Consider the following 16,704-nt stretch of genomic DNA (forward strand, 5'->3'; position numbering starts at 1 on the left):
ACAGGGAGCAAAGGTTAGCATTCATAGTGACGGCAGTTTTGAAGGTTTAGGGTGTGTTTTGGCGAATACAAACCTAAACGTTCTGACTGCCGTTTTCTATTGGTTCACGCTAAGACGCGATGAACCTTTTTTTTTGCCTGCTATTCCTCGTCTGCTTCGCCGCTTTGCAGCAGCGCATGCTTTTTCAGCATGCCGCGCAACTGGTGATAGGTCAGCCCCAGCAGCTGCGCCGCCTTGCGTTGATTGAACCGCCCTTGCTGCAGCGCCGCTTCGATCAACGCCTTTTCCTGTTCCAGCTGCCAGTGTTTCAAATCCAGCGGCAGCGCCGGCAATGCGCCGGCACCCTCGGCGGCGGGCGTGAGCGGAACAGCCTCACGTGGGGCGAACGGGTTGATGACGATCTCGCTCAACGGGTTGTCGCTGTCGCCATGACGATAGACCGAGCGCTCCACCACGTTTTTCAGTTCGCGCACGTTGCCCGGCCAGCCGTAGCCGAGCAGCGTTTGCCTGGCATGTTCGGTAAAGCCGGGAAACAGCGGCAGCGCCAGCTCGCGGCACATTTGCATGGCGAAATGCTCGGCCAGCAGCATGATATCGGGCCGCCGTTGGCGCAGCGGCGGCAGCTGCACCACGTCGAACGCCAGCCGGTCCAGCAGATCGGCGCGGAACTTGCCCGCCGCCGCCAGCGCCGGCAGGTCGTCGTTGGTGGCGCACACCAGGCGCACATCTACCCGCAGCGGCTGGCTGCCGCCCACGCGCTCCAGTTGGCCGTATTCGATCACCCGCAGCAATTTTTCCTGCACCAGCATCGGCGCGGTCGCCAGTTCATCGAGGAACAGCGTGCCGCCGTCGGCGCGCTCGAAGCGGCCCAGATGGCGCTTCTGCGCGCCGGTAAACGCGCCGGCCTCGTGGCCGAACAGTTCGGAGTCCAGCAGGTTTTCATTCAGCGCCGCGCAGTTGAGCGAGATGAATGGCCCTTGCCACCGGTTGGAGAGGTAGTGCAGACGGTGGGCGATCAGCTCCTTGCCGGTGCCGCGTTCGCCGATCACCAGCACCGGCTTGTTCAGCTTGGCCACCTGGGAGACCTGCTCCAATACGTCGACAAAGGCGTTCGCTTCGCCCAACAAATTATCTGGCTGCTCGCTCATGATGAAATTCGCCAATGTTTGGTTAAAATAATCACTCTACAGCAAGCGCGCAGAGAGTCAAAAATTAATAGTCTTTGTTTTTCAAAGAAATAAAAGTTGGCACGGGTTTTGATTATATCTTCAGGCAAGCTGTACGACTTAACGCGGCGCTTCAGACGCCATCAGAACCAAGAGGAAGTGAATTATGGGTATTTTTTCTCGTTTTGCCGACATCGTGAACGCCAACATCAACACTCTGCTGGACAAGGCGGAAGATCCGCAAAAGCTGGTGCGGTTGATGATCCAAGAGATGGAAGACACGCTGGTTGAAGTTCGCTCTACGTCGGCGCGCGCGCTGGCGGAGAAAAAGCAGCTGCTGCGCCGCATCGAGCAGGGTGAAAACCAGCTCAGCGACTGGCAGGAAAAAGCCGAGCTGGCGTTGCGCAAAGATAAAGAAGATCTGGCCCGCGCGGCGCTGATCGAAAAACAGAAGGTGGCCGATCTGATCGCCACGCTGACGCAGGAAGTGGCTACAGTAGAAGAAACGCTGGCGCGCATGAAGAGCGAAATCAGCGAGCTGGAAAACAAGCTGACCGAAACCCGCGCGCGGCAGCAGGCGCTGGCGCTGCGCCATCAGGCTGCATCGTCCTCCCGCGAAGTGCGCCGCCAGCTCGACAGCGGCAAGCTGGATGAGGCGATGGCGCGTTTCGAACAGTTCGAACGCCGTATCGACCACATGGAAGCCGAAGCGGAAAGCATCAGCATCGGTAAAAAGAAGTCGCTGGACCAAGAGTTTGCCGAACTGAAGGCCGACGACGCCATCAGTGAGCAACTGGCGGCGCTGAAAGCCAAGATGAACCGCTCAGAGTAAGGCGAATCGCGGCCACACGCCGGAGGTGGCCGCCTATCCAGGACCCGATAAGAAGGAATAACAATGAGTGCTTTATTACTTGCCATTCCGCTGACAATTTTCGTGCTGTTTGTCGCGCCGATTTGGCTTTGGCTGCATTACAGCAATCGGCAACAGACCGGCATCCAACTGAGTCAGCAAGAAATGCAGCGCCTGGCGCAGCTGGGGGAAGATGCCAAACGCATGCGTGAACGCATTCAGGCGCTGGAAGAGATCCTCGATGCGGAACACCCGAACTGGAGACAGTCCTGATGAGCACGACGCTGGGCAGTAAAAAGCTTTATCGCGTTCCCGAAGAAGGCATGGTGAAAGGCGTCTGCGCCGGTTTGGCTCACTATTTCGACGTGCCGGTGCGCCTGATCCGCGTGATGGTGGTGCTGTCGCTGTTCTTCGGGTTGTTCTTTTTCACGCTGGTGGCCTATATCGCGCTGGTGTTCGTGCTGGATGAAGCGCCGGCCAGCCGTTTCGAAGGTGAGCATCAGAAGACGCCGCGCCAGCTGCTCGATCAGCTGGAGTATGAGCTGGGCAGCGGCGAGCAGCAGCTGCGTCAGGTCGAGCGCTACGTGACGTCCGATACCTTCGGCGTACAGAGCCGTTTCCGCAAGCTGTAACCCTTCTTGCGATACCCGGCCTGCGCAGGCCGGGTATCTTCGCCGCCGTTATCCCGTGAATGTAACCTTAATCGTCTTGTGCCGGAGGGCATTGTCATGAATAAAATCGATGTCGCGAACACCGCCAGAACGGGTGGATTTAAACGAGGAGCGGCGGCAATGTTGAAGACATTGGCTAAAGTCATCATCATAGCGTTATTGAACTATGGCCCGGCGGGCGCCGCCGGCTGGCTGTTGAAGACCGTCGGCCGCAAACCGGTGCGCTTCGTGCTGGCGCTGGTGCTGGAACCGCTGTTCCGTAAAGGCCTGAACAAGGCATTCGGGCGTTACGTCAAGGAGAGCAATGAAACGACTGCAAAATGAGTTAACCTCGCTGGTCAACCGCGGAATGGATCGCCATCTGCGCCTGGCGGTGACCGGCCTGAGCCGCAGCGGCAAAACCGCCTTTATCACCGCCTTCGTCAACCAACTGCTGCATGTGCACAGCGGCGCACGCATGCCGCTGTTTTCTCCGGTGCGCGAAGAGCGCCTGCTGGGCGTGAAACGCATCCCGCAGCGCGATCTCGGCCTCCAGCGTTTCACCTATGACGAAGGGCTGGCGCAGCTGTACGGCATGCCGCCGGCCTGGCCGACGCCGACGCGCGGCGTCAGCGAAATCCGCCTGGCGCTGCGTTACCGCTCCAACGACTCGCTGCTGCGCCACTTCAAAGACACCTCCACGCTGTACCTGGAGATCGTCGACTATCCCGGTGAATGGCTGCTGGATCTGCCGATGCTCGAGCAGGATTATCTGGCCTGGTCGCGCCAGATGGCCGGGCTGCTGCAGGGCGAACGCGCCGAGTGGGCCAAGCCCTGGCTTGCGCTGTGCAAGGCCTGCGATCCGCTGGCCCCGGCCGACGAAAACCGCCTGGCGGCGATCGCCCAGGCCTACACCGATTATCTGCTGCGCTGTAAAAGCGAAGGGCTGCACTTCATTCAGCCGGGGCGTTTCGTGCTGCCGGGTGACATGGCCGGCGCGCCGGCGCTGCAGTTTTTCCCGTGGCCCGACGTGGCCGCGATCGGCGAATCGAAGCTGGCGCAGGCCGATAAACACACCAACATCGGCATGTTGCGCGCTCGTTTTAACTACTACTGCCAGGCGATCGTCAAAAACTTCTACAAAGAGCATTTCGCCCGTTTCGATCGGCAAATCGTGCTGGTCGACTGCCTGCAGCCGCTCAACAGCGGCCCGCAGGCATTCAACGATATGCGTCTGGCGCTGACCCAGCTGATGCAGAGCTTCCATTACGGCAAACGCACGTTGCTGCGCCGTTTGTTCTCGCCGACCATCGACAAACTGATGTTCGCCGCCACCAAGGCGGACCATATCACCGCCGATCAGCACGCCAACCTGGTGTCGTTGCTGCAACAGCTGGTGCAAGAAGCGTGGCAGAACGCGGCGTTCGAGGGCATCAGCATGGATTGCGTCGGCCTGGCCTCGGTGCAGGCGACCGAGAGCGGCATCGTCGATCATCAGGGGCAACGCATTCCGGCGCTGAAAGGCAACCGCCTGAGTGACGGCGCGCCGCTGACGGTGTTCCCCGGCGAAGTGCCCGCGCGCCTGCCGGGGCCGGCGTTCTGGCAAAACCAGGGGTTCCACTTTGATGAATTTCGTCCGCGCGCCATGAGCGTAGACAGCCCGTTGCCGCATATCCGTCTGGATGCGGTGATGGAGTTTTTATTGGGAGACAAATTGCGATGAGCGAGCCTATCAAACCGCGTATCGATTTTGACGAGCCGCTGCAGCCGCCGCAGGAGCCGGCGTTGCGCGCCGGCGTCGCTTTCGATGCCGAACAGGCGGAAAGCTTTTTCCCGGCGGCACCGGAGCTGCAGCAGGAAGAGGAAGAAGGGCGCGCCGAAGGCATCATCAACGCCGCGCTGAAACCTAAACGCAGCCTGTGGCGCAAAATGGTTACCGCCGGCCTGGCGCTGTTCGGCGTCAGCGTGGTGGCGCAGGGCGTGCAGTGGGTGCATACCGCCTGGATGCAGCAGGACTGGATCGCCATGGGCGGCGGCGTGGCCGGCGGCCTGATCGTGTTCGCCGGCGTCGGTTCGGTGGTCACCGAGTGGCGGCGTTTGTATCGGCTGCGTCAGCGCGCGGAAGAGCGCGACGTGGCGCGCGAGCTGTTGCACAGCCACGGGCTGGGGCAAGGGCGCGAATTCTGCGAGAAGCTGGCGCGCCAGGCCGGGTTGGATCAGGGGCATCCGGCGCTGCAGCGCTGGCAGGCTTCATTGCATGAAACGCAAAATGACCGTGAAGTGGTGGAGCTGTACGCCAAACTGGTGCAGCCGGTGCTCGACAACCAGGCGCGGCGCGAAATCAGCCGCTCCGCCGCCGAATCGACGCTGATGATCGCCGTCAGCCCGTTGGCGCTGGTGGATATGGCGTTTATCGCCTGGCGCAACATCCGTTTGATCAACCGCATCGCCGCGCTGTACGGCATCGAGCTGGGCTACTTCAGTCGCCTTCGTCTGTTCCGCCTGGTGCTGTTGAACATCGCGTTCGCCGGCGCCTCCGAGCTGGTGCGCGAAGTGGGCATGGACTGGATGTCGCAGGATCTGGCGGCGCGGCTGTCGGCGCGCGCGGCGCAGGGCATCGGCGCCGGGTTGTTGACCGCGCGGCTGGGCATCAAAGCGATGGAGCTGTGCCGCCCGCTGCCGTGGCTGGAAGGGGAAAAACCGAAGCTCGGCGATTTCCGCAGCCAGCTGATCGGCCAGTTGAAAGACACGCTGAAAAAGAGCGACGGCAAGGGCAAATAACCCCGCGACGGCGCTCTCAGGAGCGCCGTTTTCTCAACGGCGCCGACGCCGGACGTAATCGAGACTTGACGACAGTCGATCCCCCTGTGAGTGCGTGATAAATATCTGCAAAATTAATTCTGGTTGTGATAACTCTCTGTTTGTAGGCTAAAATGACGCCGATGCTGTTATTCACTTGCGTTTAAAATCAGCAGCCACGGCAATAAATCAGAGTTCTGTCAACTTTTGCTGACAGATCGCTTCTACCGCCCGGTGCGAGGGAGTATCATCATCGTCAACGATCCCCGCACCTGCAGAGATAAGGCCAACACTGATGCGTTTGGAAGTATTTTGCGAAGACCGCCTCGGTCTCACTCGAGAATTACTCGATCTTTTGGTATCGCGCAGCATTGACTTACGTGGCATCGAGATCGATCCCATCGGCCGCATTTACCTCAATTTCTCCCAGCTGGATTTCGATACTTTCCGCGCGCTGATGGCGGAGATCCGCCGCATTGCCGGCGTGACCGACGTGCGCACCGTCAGCTTTATGCCTTCCGAACGTGAGCATCGCGCGCTGCGCGCGCTGCTGGAGTCGATGCCGGAACCGGTGTTCTCGATCGACATGAAGGGCAAGGTCGAGCTGGCCAACCCGGCGGCGCAGGCGTTGTTCAGCCTGAACGAAGACAAGATCCGCAACCAGACCGCCGGCGCGCTGATCGGCGGCTATAACTTCAGCCGCTGGCTGGAGAGCGAACACACGGCGCCGCACTCCGAGCGGGTGGTGATCCGCAGCCAGGACTTCCTGATGGACATCACGCCGATCTATCTGGAAGACGAACAGCAGCAACCGGCCGCGGTCGGCGCGGTGGTGATGCTGAAGTCCACCGCACGCATGGGCCGCCAGCTGCAAAATCTGTCGGTGAACGACGATACCGAATTCGATCACATCGTCGCGGTGAGCGCCAAGATGCGTCACGTGTTGGAGCAGGCACGCAAGCTGGCGATGCTCGACGCGCCGCTGCTGATCGTCGGCGATACCGGCACCGGCAAGGATATTCTGGCCCGCGCCTGCCACCTGCGCAGCCCGCGCGGCAAACAGCCGTTCCTGGCGCTGAACTGCGCCGCGCTGCCGGATGATGTGGTGGAGAGCGAGCTGTTCGGCCATGCGCCGGGCGCTTATCCCAACGCGCTGGAAGGCAAGAAGGGTTTCTTCGAGCAGGCCAACGGCGGCTCGGTGCTGCTGGATGAGATCGGCGAAATGTCGCCGCGCATGCAGACCAAACTGCTGCGTTTCCTCAATGACGGCACGTTCCGCCGCGTTGGCGAAGAGCATGAGGTGCACGTCGATGTGCGCGTGATCTGCGCCACCCAGAAAAACCTCACCGAACTGGTGCAGCGCGGCGAATTCCGCGAAGACCTCTATTATCGCCTCAACGTGCTGACCATCAGCATCCCGCCGCTGCGCGAACGTCCGCAGGACATCATGCCGCTGACCGAGTTGTTCGTGGCGCGCTTCGCCGATGAGCAGGGCGTGGCGCGGCCCAAGCTGGCGAGCGATCTGGGCGGCTTCCTCAGCAAATACGGCTGGCCGGGCAACGTGCGCCAGTTGAAAAACGCCATCTATCGCGCGCTGACGCAAACCGAAGGCTACGAGCTGCGGCCGCAGGATATCGTGCTGCCGGAATTCGAGGTGGAGATGTCGCTGGGCGACGAGGTGCTGGACGGCTCGCTGGACGACATCAGCAAGCGTTTCGAACGCTCGGTGCTGACGCGCCTGTATCGCACTTACCCCAGCACCCGCAAGCTGGCGAAGCGACTGGGCGTTTCCCATACCGCCATCGCCAACAAGTTGCGCGAGTATGGCCTGAGCAGCCGCAAAGGCGGCGCCGAGGGCGAAGAATAAGAAAGGCGCCCTGTGGCGCCTTTAACGGGTTTTCAAAGCCGGCGAACGCCGGCTTTATTATTTCAGCGCTGCCAGCGCCGCGTCGTAGTCCGGCTCGGTGGTGATTTCGTTCACCAGCTCGCTGTACAGCACGTTGTCCTGGCCATCCAGCACCACGACCGCACGCGCGGTCAGGCCCGCCAACGGGCCTTCGGCGATTTCAACGCCGTACGCCTGCTTGAACTCGGCGCCGCGCAGGGTGGACAGGGTGACCACGTTGCTCAGGCCTTCCGCGCCGCAGAAGCGAGACTGCGCGAACGGCAGATCGGCGGAGATGCACAGTACCACGGTGTTATCCAGGGCGCTGGCCAGCTGGTTGAATTTACGCACCGAAGTCGCGCAGACGCCGGTATCGATGCTTGGGAAGATGTTCAGGACTTTGCGTTTACCCGCGAAGCTGCTCAGCGCCACGTCTGACAAGTCTTTGGCAACCAGCGAGAAGGCCTTGGCCTGTTCGCCCTGCTGTGGCAGTTTGCCCGCTACGCTGACCGGATTGCCTTGAAAATGTACTGTCTGAGTCATTGCTAGATTCCTTTTACAGGTGTTTATACAAAGGGTATGAACCTGATGAAACGGCGCGCCGGCGGCGGCATTTAACATCAGGTTCACACCCTGGCGCCAGTTTATGACAACCGGGGCGGATTGGATATCAAAGTTTGCTAAATAGTTGTATATATTAGGCTGTTCCATAAAACATCACCGGCGCATCAGCCTGGCTGGATGCGCAGTTTTCGCTCAGGAGCCGTTATGAGAGACATGCGTTTTTACCCGGAAGCCTGGCCGCTGCATACCGCCTTCGTGATTGCGCGCGGCAGCCGCACCGAAGCCCGGGTGGTGGTGGTCGAAATCGAACAGCAGGACGTACGCGGCATCGGTGAGTGCACGCCGTACCCGCGCTACGGCGAGAGCGAGGAATCGGTGATGGCGCAGCTGGCAGAGATGGCGCCGGCGATCGCCCAAGGCATGAGCCGCGAGCAGTTGCTGGCGCAGATGCCGGCGGGCGCCGCCCGCAATGCGCTGGATTCGGCGCTGTGGGATCTGGAGTGTCGCCTGCACGGGCAGAGCCTGTGGCAGCGCAGCGGCGTGACGGCCCCGGCGCATATCCGTATGGCGCAGACCGTCAGCATCGGCACGCCGGAAGCGATGGCCTTCGCCGCGCGTGAGCTGGAGCGGCAGGGCGCTACGCTGCTGAAGATCAAACTCGACGATCACTATATCAGCGAGCGGCTGGTGGCGATCCGCGCCGCGGTACCGCAGGCAACGCTGATCGTCGACGCCAATGAGTCCTGGCAGGCGGAAGGGCTGGCGGCGCGCTGCCAACTGCTGGCCGATCTCGGTGTGGCGATGCTGGAGCAGCCGCTGCCGGCCGATGACGACGCTGCGTTGGAGCACTTTATTCATCCGCTGCCGATCTGCGCCGATGAAAGCTGCCACACCCGCGCCGATCTCCCTCGGCTGGCGCAGCGCTATCAGATGGTCAATATCAAACTGGACAAAACCGGCGGCCTGACCGAGGCGTTGGCGCTGGCGCAGGCCGCGCGCGAACAGGGGTTCGCCATCATGCTCGGCTGCATGTTGTGTACGTCGCGGGCCATATCCGCCGCCTTGCCGCTGGCGCCGGCGGCGCGCTTCGTCGATCTGGACGGCCCGACCTGGCTGGCGCGCGACGTCGAACCGGGTCTGTCGTTCGAATGCGGGGCGATCGTCGATATCGCCCCGTAGGGATTAATTCGGGTAGGTCAGCAGCTCGGTCATCGCGTCGATGTAGCGCTCGCTGGCGGCATCGGCGGAGATCGGCGGGAATTCGGCGGTGATGCACGGCAGTGACAAATCCGCGCACCAGCTGCCGAACGAACCGGGCGTTTCATAACCGACGCTGGTCACCAGCGGCAGCTCGAACTTGTGCGACAACCAAACGCCGAGCCGCGAGCTGGCGGGATCTTCGATGCAGGCCAGCGGCTCATGGAACGACACCACCCAGTGCGGCTTCAGGCGATGGATCAGGTGGCACAGCGCCTGGGTTTCCGGTTCGGAGCCGGGGCGCCCGCCGGTGGAGAGCTTGACGTCGCGCACCGGCGCCGCGCTGTTCCAGCGGTAGACGGTGTCGCCGGAGCGCCAGTTGGCAGCCGGGAAGTTGCGGTTCAGATCGACGCCGTTGGCATTGGCGCGCAGCCCCAGCTGGCAGCCGTCGGGGTTGACCGCCAACACCACGTGGTGCCGCAGCCGCTCAGGTGCGATGCTGCGCAGCGCGCAGGACAGGGTCACGATGGCGGCGCTCTCATCGCCGTGGGTGCCGGCGATGATAAGCCCGGTCTCCGGGCCGCTGACCGCCGCCGGGAAATAGAGCAGCGGCGCGCCCAGCAGCGAGCTGCCGTAGTTCTCTCCTGCGACGGCCAACTGGCCACGTTCACTGCGCGGTCGATGTTCGGTCATGGTGGTGTCCCTGAGTTAAAAGCCGAGAGTCATTGTCATTTTATTCAGTGTATTACGCTTTGCGGCATCTTTCCCATCGCAATTGTGCGGCGTTTGCGCGATCTGTGACGCCGCGACGGCGAAAACGCCAATTAAACCGCACCTGGCCTGAGGCTGTTGTTATACTAACGGCAGAGCTAAGCCAATCACCCGCAAGAGGATTTAACATGCCAGTAGCCAGAATCATCGCCAGCTATAGCGAAAATGAAAATGACACCATCACGCTGCTGTGCGGCGTGGACGCTGAAAACCAGATCCGCCAGGGGGAATGGTTCGGCGTGGTGAAAAACGACGACGGGCGCGGGGACGAATCGAACTATCCGTTCACCCTGCATATCGATTACCAGAAAGATGCCTTCTACCTCGACTACGGCTACGATGACGCCGACGCGCGTCAGCTGCAAAAAACCGATATCTCGGCCCGCCCGCTGGCCGAGAAAGGCTTTTTCACCGTGTTCGATGAAGAAGAGGGTGAAGAGTTCAGCTACCGCATCAACAGCATCCACCTGTACGACTGACGGTCGCTGCTGCAAACACCGCCCGTGCCGCCCTGTGCCGCACGGGTTTTTTATCGCCTGAATCGCACTTTTTGCAACTTCTCGGCCGCAGGCTCTAGGCCGGACGGATCTTGTGCTATATGATAAAAAATTCAGATGGTTAACGGGGGAAAAATCATAATGACGGGAAGAAGAATGCAACGGGGTTTTCGTTTGGCGCTGTGCGCGGCGGCGATCGGCGCCGGTATGAGCAGCGCCATGGCGGCGCAGGTTCCCCCGGGCACCGCGCTGGCGGACCAACAGGAAATCGTGCGCCACATTAAAGACGAACCGGCCTCGCTCGATCCGATCAAAGCGGTAGGCTTGCCGGAGGCCCAGCTGGCGCGCGATCTGTTTGAAGGGCTGGTCAATCAGGACGCCAACGGTAAAGTGATCCCCGGCGTCGCCACGCGCTGGCAGACCAGCGACAACCAGACTTATATTTTCCATCTGCGCAAAGACGCGCGGTGGTCAAACGGTGCCCCTGTCACTGCGAAGGATTTCGTCTACAGCTGGCAGCGGCTGGTAGAGCCGAAAAACCTGTCGCCGTTCGCCTGGTTCGCACAGCTGGCGGGGATCCAGAACGCCGAGCAGATCATCAGCGGCAAATTGCCGGCCGATCGCTTGGGCGTCTCGGCGCCGGACGACTACACGCTCAAGGTGCAGCTGGACAAGCCGGTGCCTTATTTCGTCAGCCTGACGGCCAACTTCAGCCTGTTCCCGGTGAATAAGGCGGTGGTGGAAAAATACGGCAACGACTGGACCAAGGTCGGCAATCTGGTGGGCAACGGCGCGTTCAAACTGCAGGAGCGGGTGGTGAACGAGAAGCTGGTGCTGACGCCTAATGACCATTACTGGGATCATGCGCATACCGTGCTGACCAAAGTGACCTTTGTACCGATCAACCAGGAGTCCAACGCCACCAAACGTTACCTGGCGGGTGACATCGACATCACCGAATCCTTCCCGAAAAACATGTATCAGAAGCTGCTGAAAGACATTCCAGGGCAGGTGTACACGCCGGATCAGCTCGGCACCTATTATTACGCGTTCAACACCCAGCGTGCGCCGACCAACGACGTGCGGGTGCGCCAGGCCTTGTCCTACGCCATCGATCGCAAGATTATCGCGGAAAAAGTGCTGGGCACCGGCGAAAAGCCGGCCTATCACTTCACGCCGGACGTGACCGCCGGGTTCAAACCGGAGGCGAGTTTGCTGCAACAGCAATCGCAGGCGGAGCTGGACGCGCAGGCCAAGGCGTTGCTGCAGGCGGCCGGTTACGGCCCGAACAACCCGCTGAAGCTGACGTTGCTGTATAACACCTCGGAAAGCCACCAGAAGATCGCCATCGCCGTGGCCTCAATGTGGAAGAAGAAGCTCGGCATTGACGTCAAGCTGCAGAACCAGGAGTGGAAAACCTACATCGACAGCCGCAACACCGGCAATTTCGACGTGATCCGCGCCTCCTGGGTGGGGGACTATAACGAAGCGTCGACCTTCCTGTCGCTGCTGACCTCGACCCACAGCGGCAACATTGCCAAGTTCAAAAATGCGGACTACGACAAGCTGCTGGCGCAGGCCGGGCGGGAGACTAACCCGGCGGCGGTGACCGCCGACTACAACAAGATGGAGCAGATCATTGCCGACCAGGCGCCGATCGCGCCGATTTACCAGTACACCAACGGCCGCCTGATCAAACCCTGGGTAAAAGGCTACCCGATCACCAATCCGGAAGACGTGGCCTATAGCCAGACGATGTATATCATCAAACACTGAGTCGATTTATTTATCGCCCCCGCCTAATGCGGGGGCTTTATTTTATCGACGAAGCAACGACGAAGAGAATTAATTTTTCCACGCGATAAACCCCGTTTAATAATAAACGGGGTTGCCATCATCACATGATTATTTCGCTATTTCAGAGAGGGGTTACGCTTATAGACAGTCCCGCATGGCATCGACCACCACGCGGCCGCTCATGTCGGTCTGGGTGATGCGGTAGCTGGTGGGATAAGAGCGACGGGTGCTGAAACGATCGTGGACGGAGACCTTGCCAACCTGCAGGCCGGCGGCGTTCTTCACCACAAACTCACTGATCTCTTCCTGGCCCTGGTTTTGCAAATGTATATTGCTGATTTTTTCCAGCGTATCGCTGGCGTTTATTTTTAAATGGTCGCGTAACATAACTACCTCCTCGTAGTGAGAAAAGTATATGCCCCTAAAATTTGCGCTGAAACAGCTTTGTGTTGATTTATTATTATCATTTTGAATTAAAAATGATAGCAATATGTTAAGTCATAATAATAACGGCATTACCAGCGCTTTATCGGCGATATTGCCTGATTTAGCGGCAATGGTTTATTTCATTGCCGTTATTATTAGTCTGCATTAATGGGGAACAGCGCCGGCCTGGCCGCCGGGGCGGGAAAGACGCAGGCGACGTTGTGCCCGCAGCCGGGAACGACCGTCAACCGATGTGGCTTATCCGGCGCCAGATAACGCCGGTCATAGTCGGCATAGGCCAGGGCGCGCTGCAATCGATAAGGGCCTTGCAGCCGGGCGGCGCAGGATTTGTCGAGTATCCGATAGTAGGCACCCGGCGCGGTACCGGTATCCTCGGCGGCAGCCAGATAGGTGACATCAGCGGTGACGTACCGCCGGCGGGCCATGTCTGCGGTGCGCCGCAGGTGAGCAGGAAGCGCTTCCAGGCCGTATTTCCAGCGATTGGCCTGCGGGCACTGGCCGGCGTTCAGCGTTTGCCAACGGAAGCGGCAGGCTGTTTCACTGCCGCAGCTTCCCCCGTTTGTTGGCTGGGGGCGCAGATTATCAAAATAGAGCCAGCTGCCGGGGTCGGCTACCACATAGCGCAGCCGCACCCCGCTTGGCGGATGAGCAAAGCCGACATAGTGCTGCACGAACTGGGCGCCGGCAGAGAAACCGGCCACGGTTATCAACCGCAGCGACGGCCAGCGCCGTTGCATATCGGCCAGCAGGTTATCCATGGCGTCGAACGAGCCGACCTTCCCGGCATTATCCAAACCGCCTTCGATCCAGGAGCCGCAGCGCCACAGGGCGTCGCCGTCTTGCGGCTGGGGCAGACCGGCGGAATGGCAGTGGGCGGCAAGTTTCTCCGGCACCTGGAACAGCGGGGCGACCAGTAAGGTATCATCTGCCGTTCCCGCCGGCCGCGCGGCGTCGATCGCCGCCTGCAGCGTTTTAACCGCATCGCGCGGGTGGCCATGCATCACCACCAGTGCGGTACGCGGCTGGATGTTGTGCCCACGGGCGACATAGTAAGAAAAATTGCCTCCTGCCGTCGCTACCCGCAAAGGGGAGGCGATGCGCTCCAGCGCCGGCTGCGCGCGCAGCGGTTGGCTGGCGAAAAGCAGCGCCGCTATCGCGGTGCAGAACAGAACCGCCAGGTTCGGTGCAGCATGCCTTGTACCTGATTCTTTCGTTCCCACCACCAGCGCCTCACCTGTTTGCCAATGTGACTTCGCCTGAAGTATAGAGCACGTGTGTCGCCTGGCGGGAAAACTGGCGTTACAGCTTGGCCTTTGATCTCCAAGGCGTTAACGCTAGACTCAGCATCATTAGCAAGACTGAGGGGATAAATGAATGGATGTGATTGAGGGGGGCGAGCTGCAGGTCGCCGATGCGGTTTACGCTTATCAGCTGGACGGCAAGGGGGGCGTAACGCCGATCGAGCAGGGTGACAAGATCACCTGCGACGCGCCGTGCTGGCTGCATCTCGATTATGCGCACCCGGCCAGCGCCGAATGGTTGAGCAGCACGCCGCTGCTGCCGGATTCGGTGCGCGAAGCGCTCTCCGGCGAAAGTTCGCGGCCGCGCGTCAGCCGCCAGGGTGAGGGCACCATGATTACCCTGCGCAGCATCAACTTCAACGCCAACTCGCGGCCGGATCAGCTGGTCACCATCCGGGTATACATCACCGGCAAACTGATTATCTCCACCCGCCATCGTAAGGTGTATTCCATCGATCAGGTGGTGAACGATCTGCAAAGCGGCGCCGGGCCGACCAACAGTGGCAATTGGCTGGTAGAGATTTCCGATGCGTTGACCGATCACACCAGCGAATTTATCGAGGATCTGCACGACAAGATTATCGATCTGGAGGACGCGTTGCTGGAGCAGCAGGTGCCGGAGCGCGGCCAGCTGGCGTTGATCCGTAAACAGCTGATCGTGCTGCGCCGTTATATGGCCCCGCAGCGTGACGTTTTTGCCCGACTGGCCAGCGATCGCCTGCCGTGGATGAGCGACGACGATCGCCGCCGCATGCAGGACATCGCCGATCGCCTGGGGCGGGGATTGGACGATCTGGATGGCAGCATTGCGCGCACCGCCATCTTGTCCGACGAAATTACCACGGTGATGGCCGACGCAATGAACCGCCGCACTTACACCATGTCATTGTTGGCGATGCTGTTTCTGCCGACCACCTTCCTGACCGGGCTGTTCGGCGTCAACCTGGGCGGCATTCCGGGCAACAGCGCGTCGTTTGGTTTCGGCACCTTCTGCCTGATGTTGCTGGCGCTGGTAGGGGGCGTCGCCTGGTGGCTAAAGCGCAGCCGCTGGCTGTAGGCCAAAATGACGAAAACCCGGTTAACATTGAGCAATATCAACATTTAGCCGGGGGAAATGGGGCATGATCTCTCTCGCAGGTGAATGCAACGTCAAGCGATGGGCGTTGCGCTCCATAATTGTCTTACTTTCTTATTTTTGAATTACTGCATAGCACATTTGATTCGTACAATGCCGGTTTAACCACCGGCATTTTTTTATTCGCCTTTTCCACTCCGTCAGGCCGCGCTTTCATCCCAGAAACTGGCTTCAATCTTGTGTCCATCCAAATCACGGACAAAGCAGCCGTAGTAGGCTTCACCGTAGTGCGGCCGCGAGCCGGGCGCGCCTTCATCGACGGCGCCGGCCAGCAGCGCCTGGCGATGGAATTCATCCACCTGTTGCTTGCTGGTCGCGAAAAAACCGACGTGCGTGCCGTTGCCGGGCGAGGCCGGCCGGCCGTCGATCGGCACCTGCAGCCAGAACTCCGGGTAGTCGCGGCCGTACCCGATGGCGCCGGGATGCTCCAGCACGCGTCGGCAACCGAGGGCGGCCAGCGCACGATCGTAAAAGGCGGCGGCGGCCTCAAAATCGTTGGAGCCAAGCGAGACGTGGGACAGGCAGGGGGTAATATTCATTACGCGATCTCCATATGACTGTATGAATAAACAGTATAGGGTAAAAACGTCACTGCCCAGTAGATTTTGCGCAAACTGTGAACAGGATCGAGATCGTCGAAAGGGGGAAATGTCGCCGCTTGCAGGGTGGCAAGCGGCGAGGGGCCTATTTGATTTCCAGCACGTTCAAACGCGCCGGTGCCGGCGCGATGTCGTCAGACTCTTCCGGCTGCCAGCCGACCGGCTGCATCGGAATGTCTTCGCGATCGAAGGCCAGATCGCCGCCGCCCACCACTTCGCTACCGTGGTGAATGCCTTTGAAATCGAACAGGTTGACGTCGCTCAGGTGCGAAGGCACCACGTTTTGCATGGCGCTGAACATGGTTTCCAACCGGCCCGGGTAACGCTTGTCCCAGTCGCGCAGCATGTCGCCGATCACCTGGCGTTGCAGGTTAGGCTGCGAGCCGCACAGGTTGCATGGAATGATCGGGAAGGCTTTGGCGATCGAGAAACGCTCGATGTCTTTCTCGCGGCAATAGGCCAGCGGGCGGATCACGATGTGTTTGCCGTCGTCGCTCATCAGCTTGGGTGGCATGCCTTTCATCTTGCCGCCGTAGAACATGTTGAGGAACAGGGTCTGCAAGATATCGTCGCGGTGGTGGCCCAGCGCGATCTTGGTGGCGCCCAGTTCGGTGGCGGTGCGGTACAAAATGCCGCGGCGCAGGCGCGAGCATAATGAACAGGTGGTTTTGCCTTCCGGGATCTTGTCTTTGACGATGCTGTAGGTGTTCTCTTCGACGATCTTGTACTCCACCCCCAGGCTTTCCAGGTAGGCGGGCAGAATATGCTCCGGGAAGCCAGGCTGTTTCTGATCGAGGTTCACCGCCACCAGCGAGAAGTTGACCGGCGCGCTTTGCTGCAGATTGCGCAGGATCTCCAGCATGGTGTAGCTGTCTTTACCGCCGGACAGGCAGACCATGATGCGGTCGCCTTCTTCAATCATATTGAAGTCGGCGATCGCTTCGCCCACGTTGCGGCGCAGACGCTTTTGCAATTTGTTCAGGTTATACTGCGAGCGTTTGTTATCTTGTTGACTTTCTTTCATTTTATTTTTTCGATACTCCAGA

The 16,704-nt window shown here is 60.2% G+C and carries 18 protein-coding genes; 11 read left to right on the top strand and 7 right to left on the bottom strand.

From position 1 onward, the window contains the following. Positions 1–140 precede the first annotated feature (140 nt). Complete coding sequence (pspF, locus tag M6G53_RS00005; RefSeq protein WP_253328189.1) at positions 141–1,148, bottom strand: phage shock protein operon transcriptional activator; 1,008 nt, start codon at positions 1,146–1,148, stop codon at positions 141–143. A 184-nt stretch (positions 1,149–1,332) separates the two neighbouring features. Here pspF and pspA point away from each other — a divergent pair, with 184 nt between their 5' ends. The 7 genes from pspA (at position 1,333) to tyrR (ending at position 7,332) form a co-directional block, all read left to right on the top strand. After that, positions 1,333–1,998, top strand: a complete 666-nt coding sequence (gene pspA / locus M6G53_RS00010; protein ID WP_253328190.1) for a phage shock protein PspA — start codon at positions 1,333–1,335, stop codon at positions 1,996–1,998. Positions 1,999–2,061: 63 nt separating this feature from the next. Next, complete coding sequence (pspB, locus tag M6G53_RS00015) at positions 2,062–2,289, top strand: envelope stress response membrane protein PspB (protein WP_253328191.1); 228 nt, start codon at positions 2,062–2,064, stop codon at positions 2,287–2,289. Then, a complete protein-coding gene (gene pspC, locus M6G53_RS00020; RefSeq protein WP_004930552.1) occupies positions 2,289–2,648 on the top strand; it encodes an envelope stress response membrane protein PspC in 360 nt (119 codons plus the stop codon). Before pspB ends, pspC begins: the two co-directional genes overlap by 1 nt. Before the next feature lie 96 nt (positions 2,649–2,744). Beyond that, a complete protein-coding gene (gene pspD, locus M6G53_RS00025; protein ID WP_031299672.1) occupies positions 2,745–3,011 on the top strand; it encodes a phage shock protein PspD in 267 nt (88 codons plus the stop codon). Further along, positions 2,992–4,389 carry a YcjX family GTP-binding protein gene (locus M6G53_RS00030; protein ID WP_253328192.1) on the top strand — a complete coding sequence of 466 codons (1,398 nt, stop codon included), beginning with the start codon at positions 2,992–2,994 and terminating at the stop codon, positions 4,387–4,389. The genes pspD and M6G53_RS00030 overlap by 20 nt, the downstream gene beginning before the upstream one ends. Next, entirely contained in the window at positions 4,386–5,447 is a 1,062-nt protein-coding gene (locus M6G53_RS00035; RefSeq protein ID WP_253328193.1) for a YcjF family protein, read from the top strand. Before M6G53_RS00030 ends, M6G53_RS00035 begins: the two co-directional genes overlap by 4 nt. Positions 5,448–5,760: 313 nt before the next feature. After that, positions 5,761–7,332: a transcriptional regulator TyrR gene (gene tyrR / locus M6G53_RS00040; protein WP_253328194.1), complete on the top strand. Its 1,572-nt coding sequence runs from the start codon at positions 5,761–5,763 to the stop codon at positions 7,330–7,332. 57 nt (positions 7,333–7,389) lie between these two features. Here tyrR and tpx read toward each other — a convergent pair whose 3' ends face one another. Beyond that, the gene (gene tpx / locus M6G53_RS00045) at positions 7,390–7,893 is read right to left on the bottom strand and encodes a thiol peroxidase (protein ID WP_253328195.1); all 504 of its coding nucleotides are present in this window, start codon (positions 7,891–7,893) and stop codon (positions 7,390–7,392) included. Positions 7,894–8,118: 225 nt separating this feature from the next. Between tpx and ycjG the strand changes: the two genes are divergently transcribed. Continuing rightward, positions 8,119–9,093, top strand: coding sequence for an L-Ala-D/L-Glu epimerase (ycjG, locus tag M6G53_RS00050; RefSeq protein WP_253328196.1), 975 nt, complete (start codon positions 8,119–8,121; stop codon positions 9,091–9,093). A gap of 3 nt (positions 9,094–9,096) precedes the next feature. Here ycjG and mpaA read toward each other — a convergent pair whose 3' ends face one another. Then, positions 9,097–9,804, bottom strand: coding sequence for a murein tripeptide amidase MpaA (gene mpaA / locus M6G53_RS00055; protein WP_253328197.1), 708 nt, complete (start codon positions 9,802–9,804; stop codon positions 9,097–9,099). A gap of 206 nt (positions 9,805–10,010) precedes the next feature. On the opposite strand from mpaA, the gene M6G53_RS00060 reads away from it, so the two are divergent. Next, entirely contained in the window at positions 10,011–10,361 is a 351-nt protein-coding gene (locus M6G53_RS00060) for a hypothetical protein (RefSeq protein WP_015378006.1), read from the top strand. Between the two features lie 159 nt (positions 10,362–10,520). Then, on the top strand, positions 10,521–12,155 hold the full coding sequence (locus M6G53_RS00065; RefSeq protein ID WP_253328198.1) for a peptide ABC transporter substrate-binding protein: 1,635 nt from the start codon (positions 10,521–10,523) through the stop codon (positions 12,153–12,155). A 159-nt stretch (positions 12,156–12,314) separates the two neighbouring features. On the opposite strand, the gene M6G53_RS00070 is transcribed toward M6G53_RS00065, so the two are convergent. Then, positions 12,315–12,563: a hypothetical protein gene (locus M6G53_RS00070; protein WP_253328199.1), complete on the bottom strand. Its 249-nt coding sequence runs from the start codon at positions 12,561–12,563 to the stop codon at positions 12,315–12,317. 194 nt (positions 12,564–12,757) lie between these two features. After that, a complete protein-coding gene (locus M6G53_RS00075) occupies positions 12,758–13,846 on the bottom strand; it encodes a hypothetical protein (protein ID WP_436286504.1) in 1,089 nt (362 codons plus the stop codon). A 151-nt stretch (positions 13,847–13,997) separates the two neighbouring features. Between M6G53_RS00075 and zntB the strand changes: the two genes are divergently transcribed. Next, positions 13,998–14,981, top strand: coding sequence for a zinc transporter ZntB (gene zntB, locus M6G53_RS00080; protein ID WP_253328201.1), 984 nt, complete (start codon positions 13,998–14,000; stop codon positions 14,979–14,981). Positions 14,982–15,199: 218 nt separating this feature from the next. Here zntB and M6G53_RS00085 read toward each other — a convergent pair whose 3' ends face one another. Continuing rightward, positions 15,200–15,598, bottom strand: a complete 399-nt coding sequence (locus M6G53_RS00085; protein WP_004930496.1) for a VOC family protein — start codon at positions 15,596–15,598, stop codon at positions 15,200–15,202. Between the two features lie 145 nt (positions 15,599–15,743). Continuing rightward, positions 15,744–16,682 (bottom strand): tRNA 2-thiocytidine(32) synthetase TtcA, encoded by a 939-nt coding sequence (gene ttcA, locus M6G53_RS00090; protein ID WP_253328202.1) that lies wholly within the window; start codon positions 16,680–16,682, stop codon positions 15,744–15,746. Positions 16,683–16,704 lie beyond the last annotated feature (22 nt).

Source organism: Serratia nevei, from assembly GCF_024160145.1.
GTDB lineage: Bacteria > Pseudomonadota > Gammaproteobacteria > Enterobacterales > Enterobacteriaceae > Serratia > Serratia nevei_A.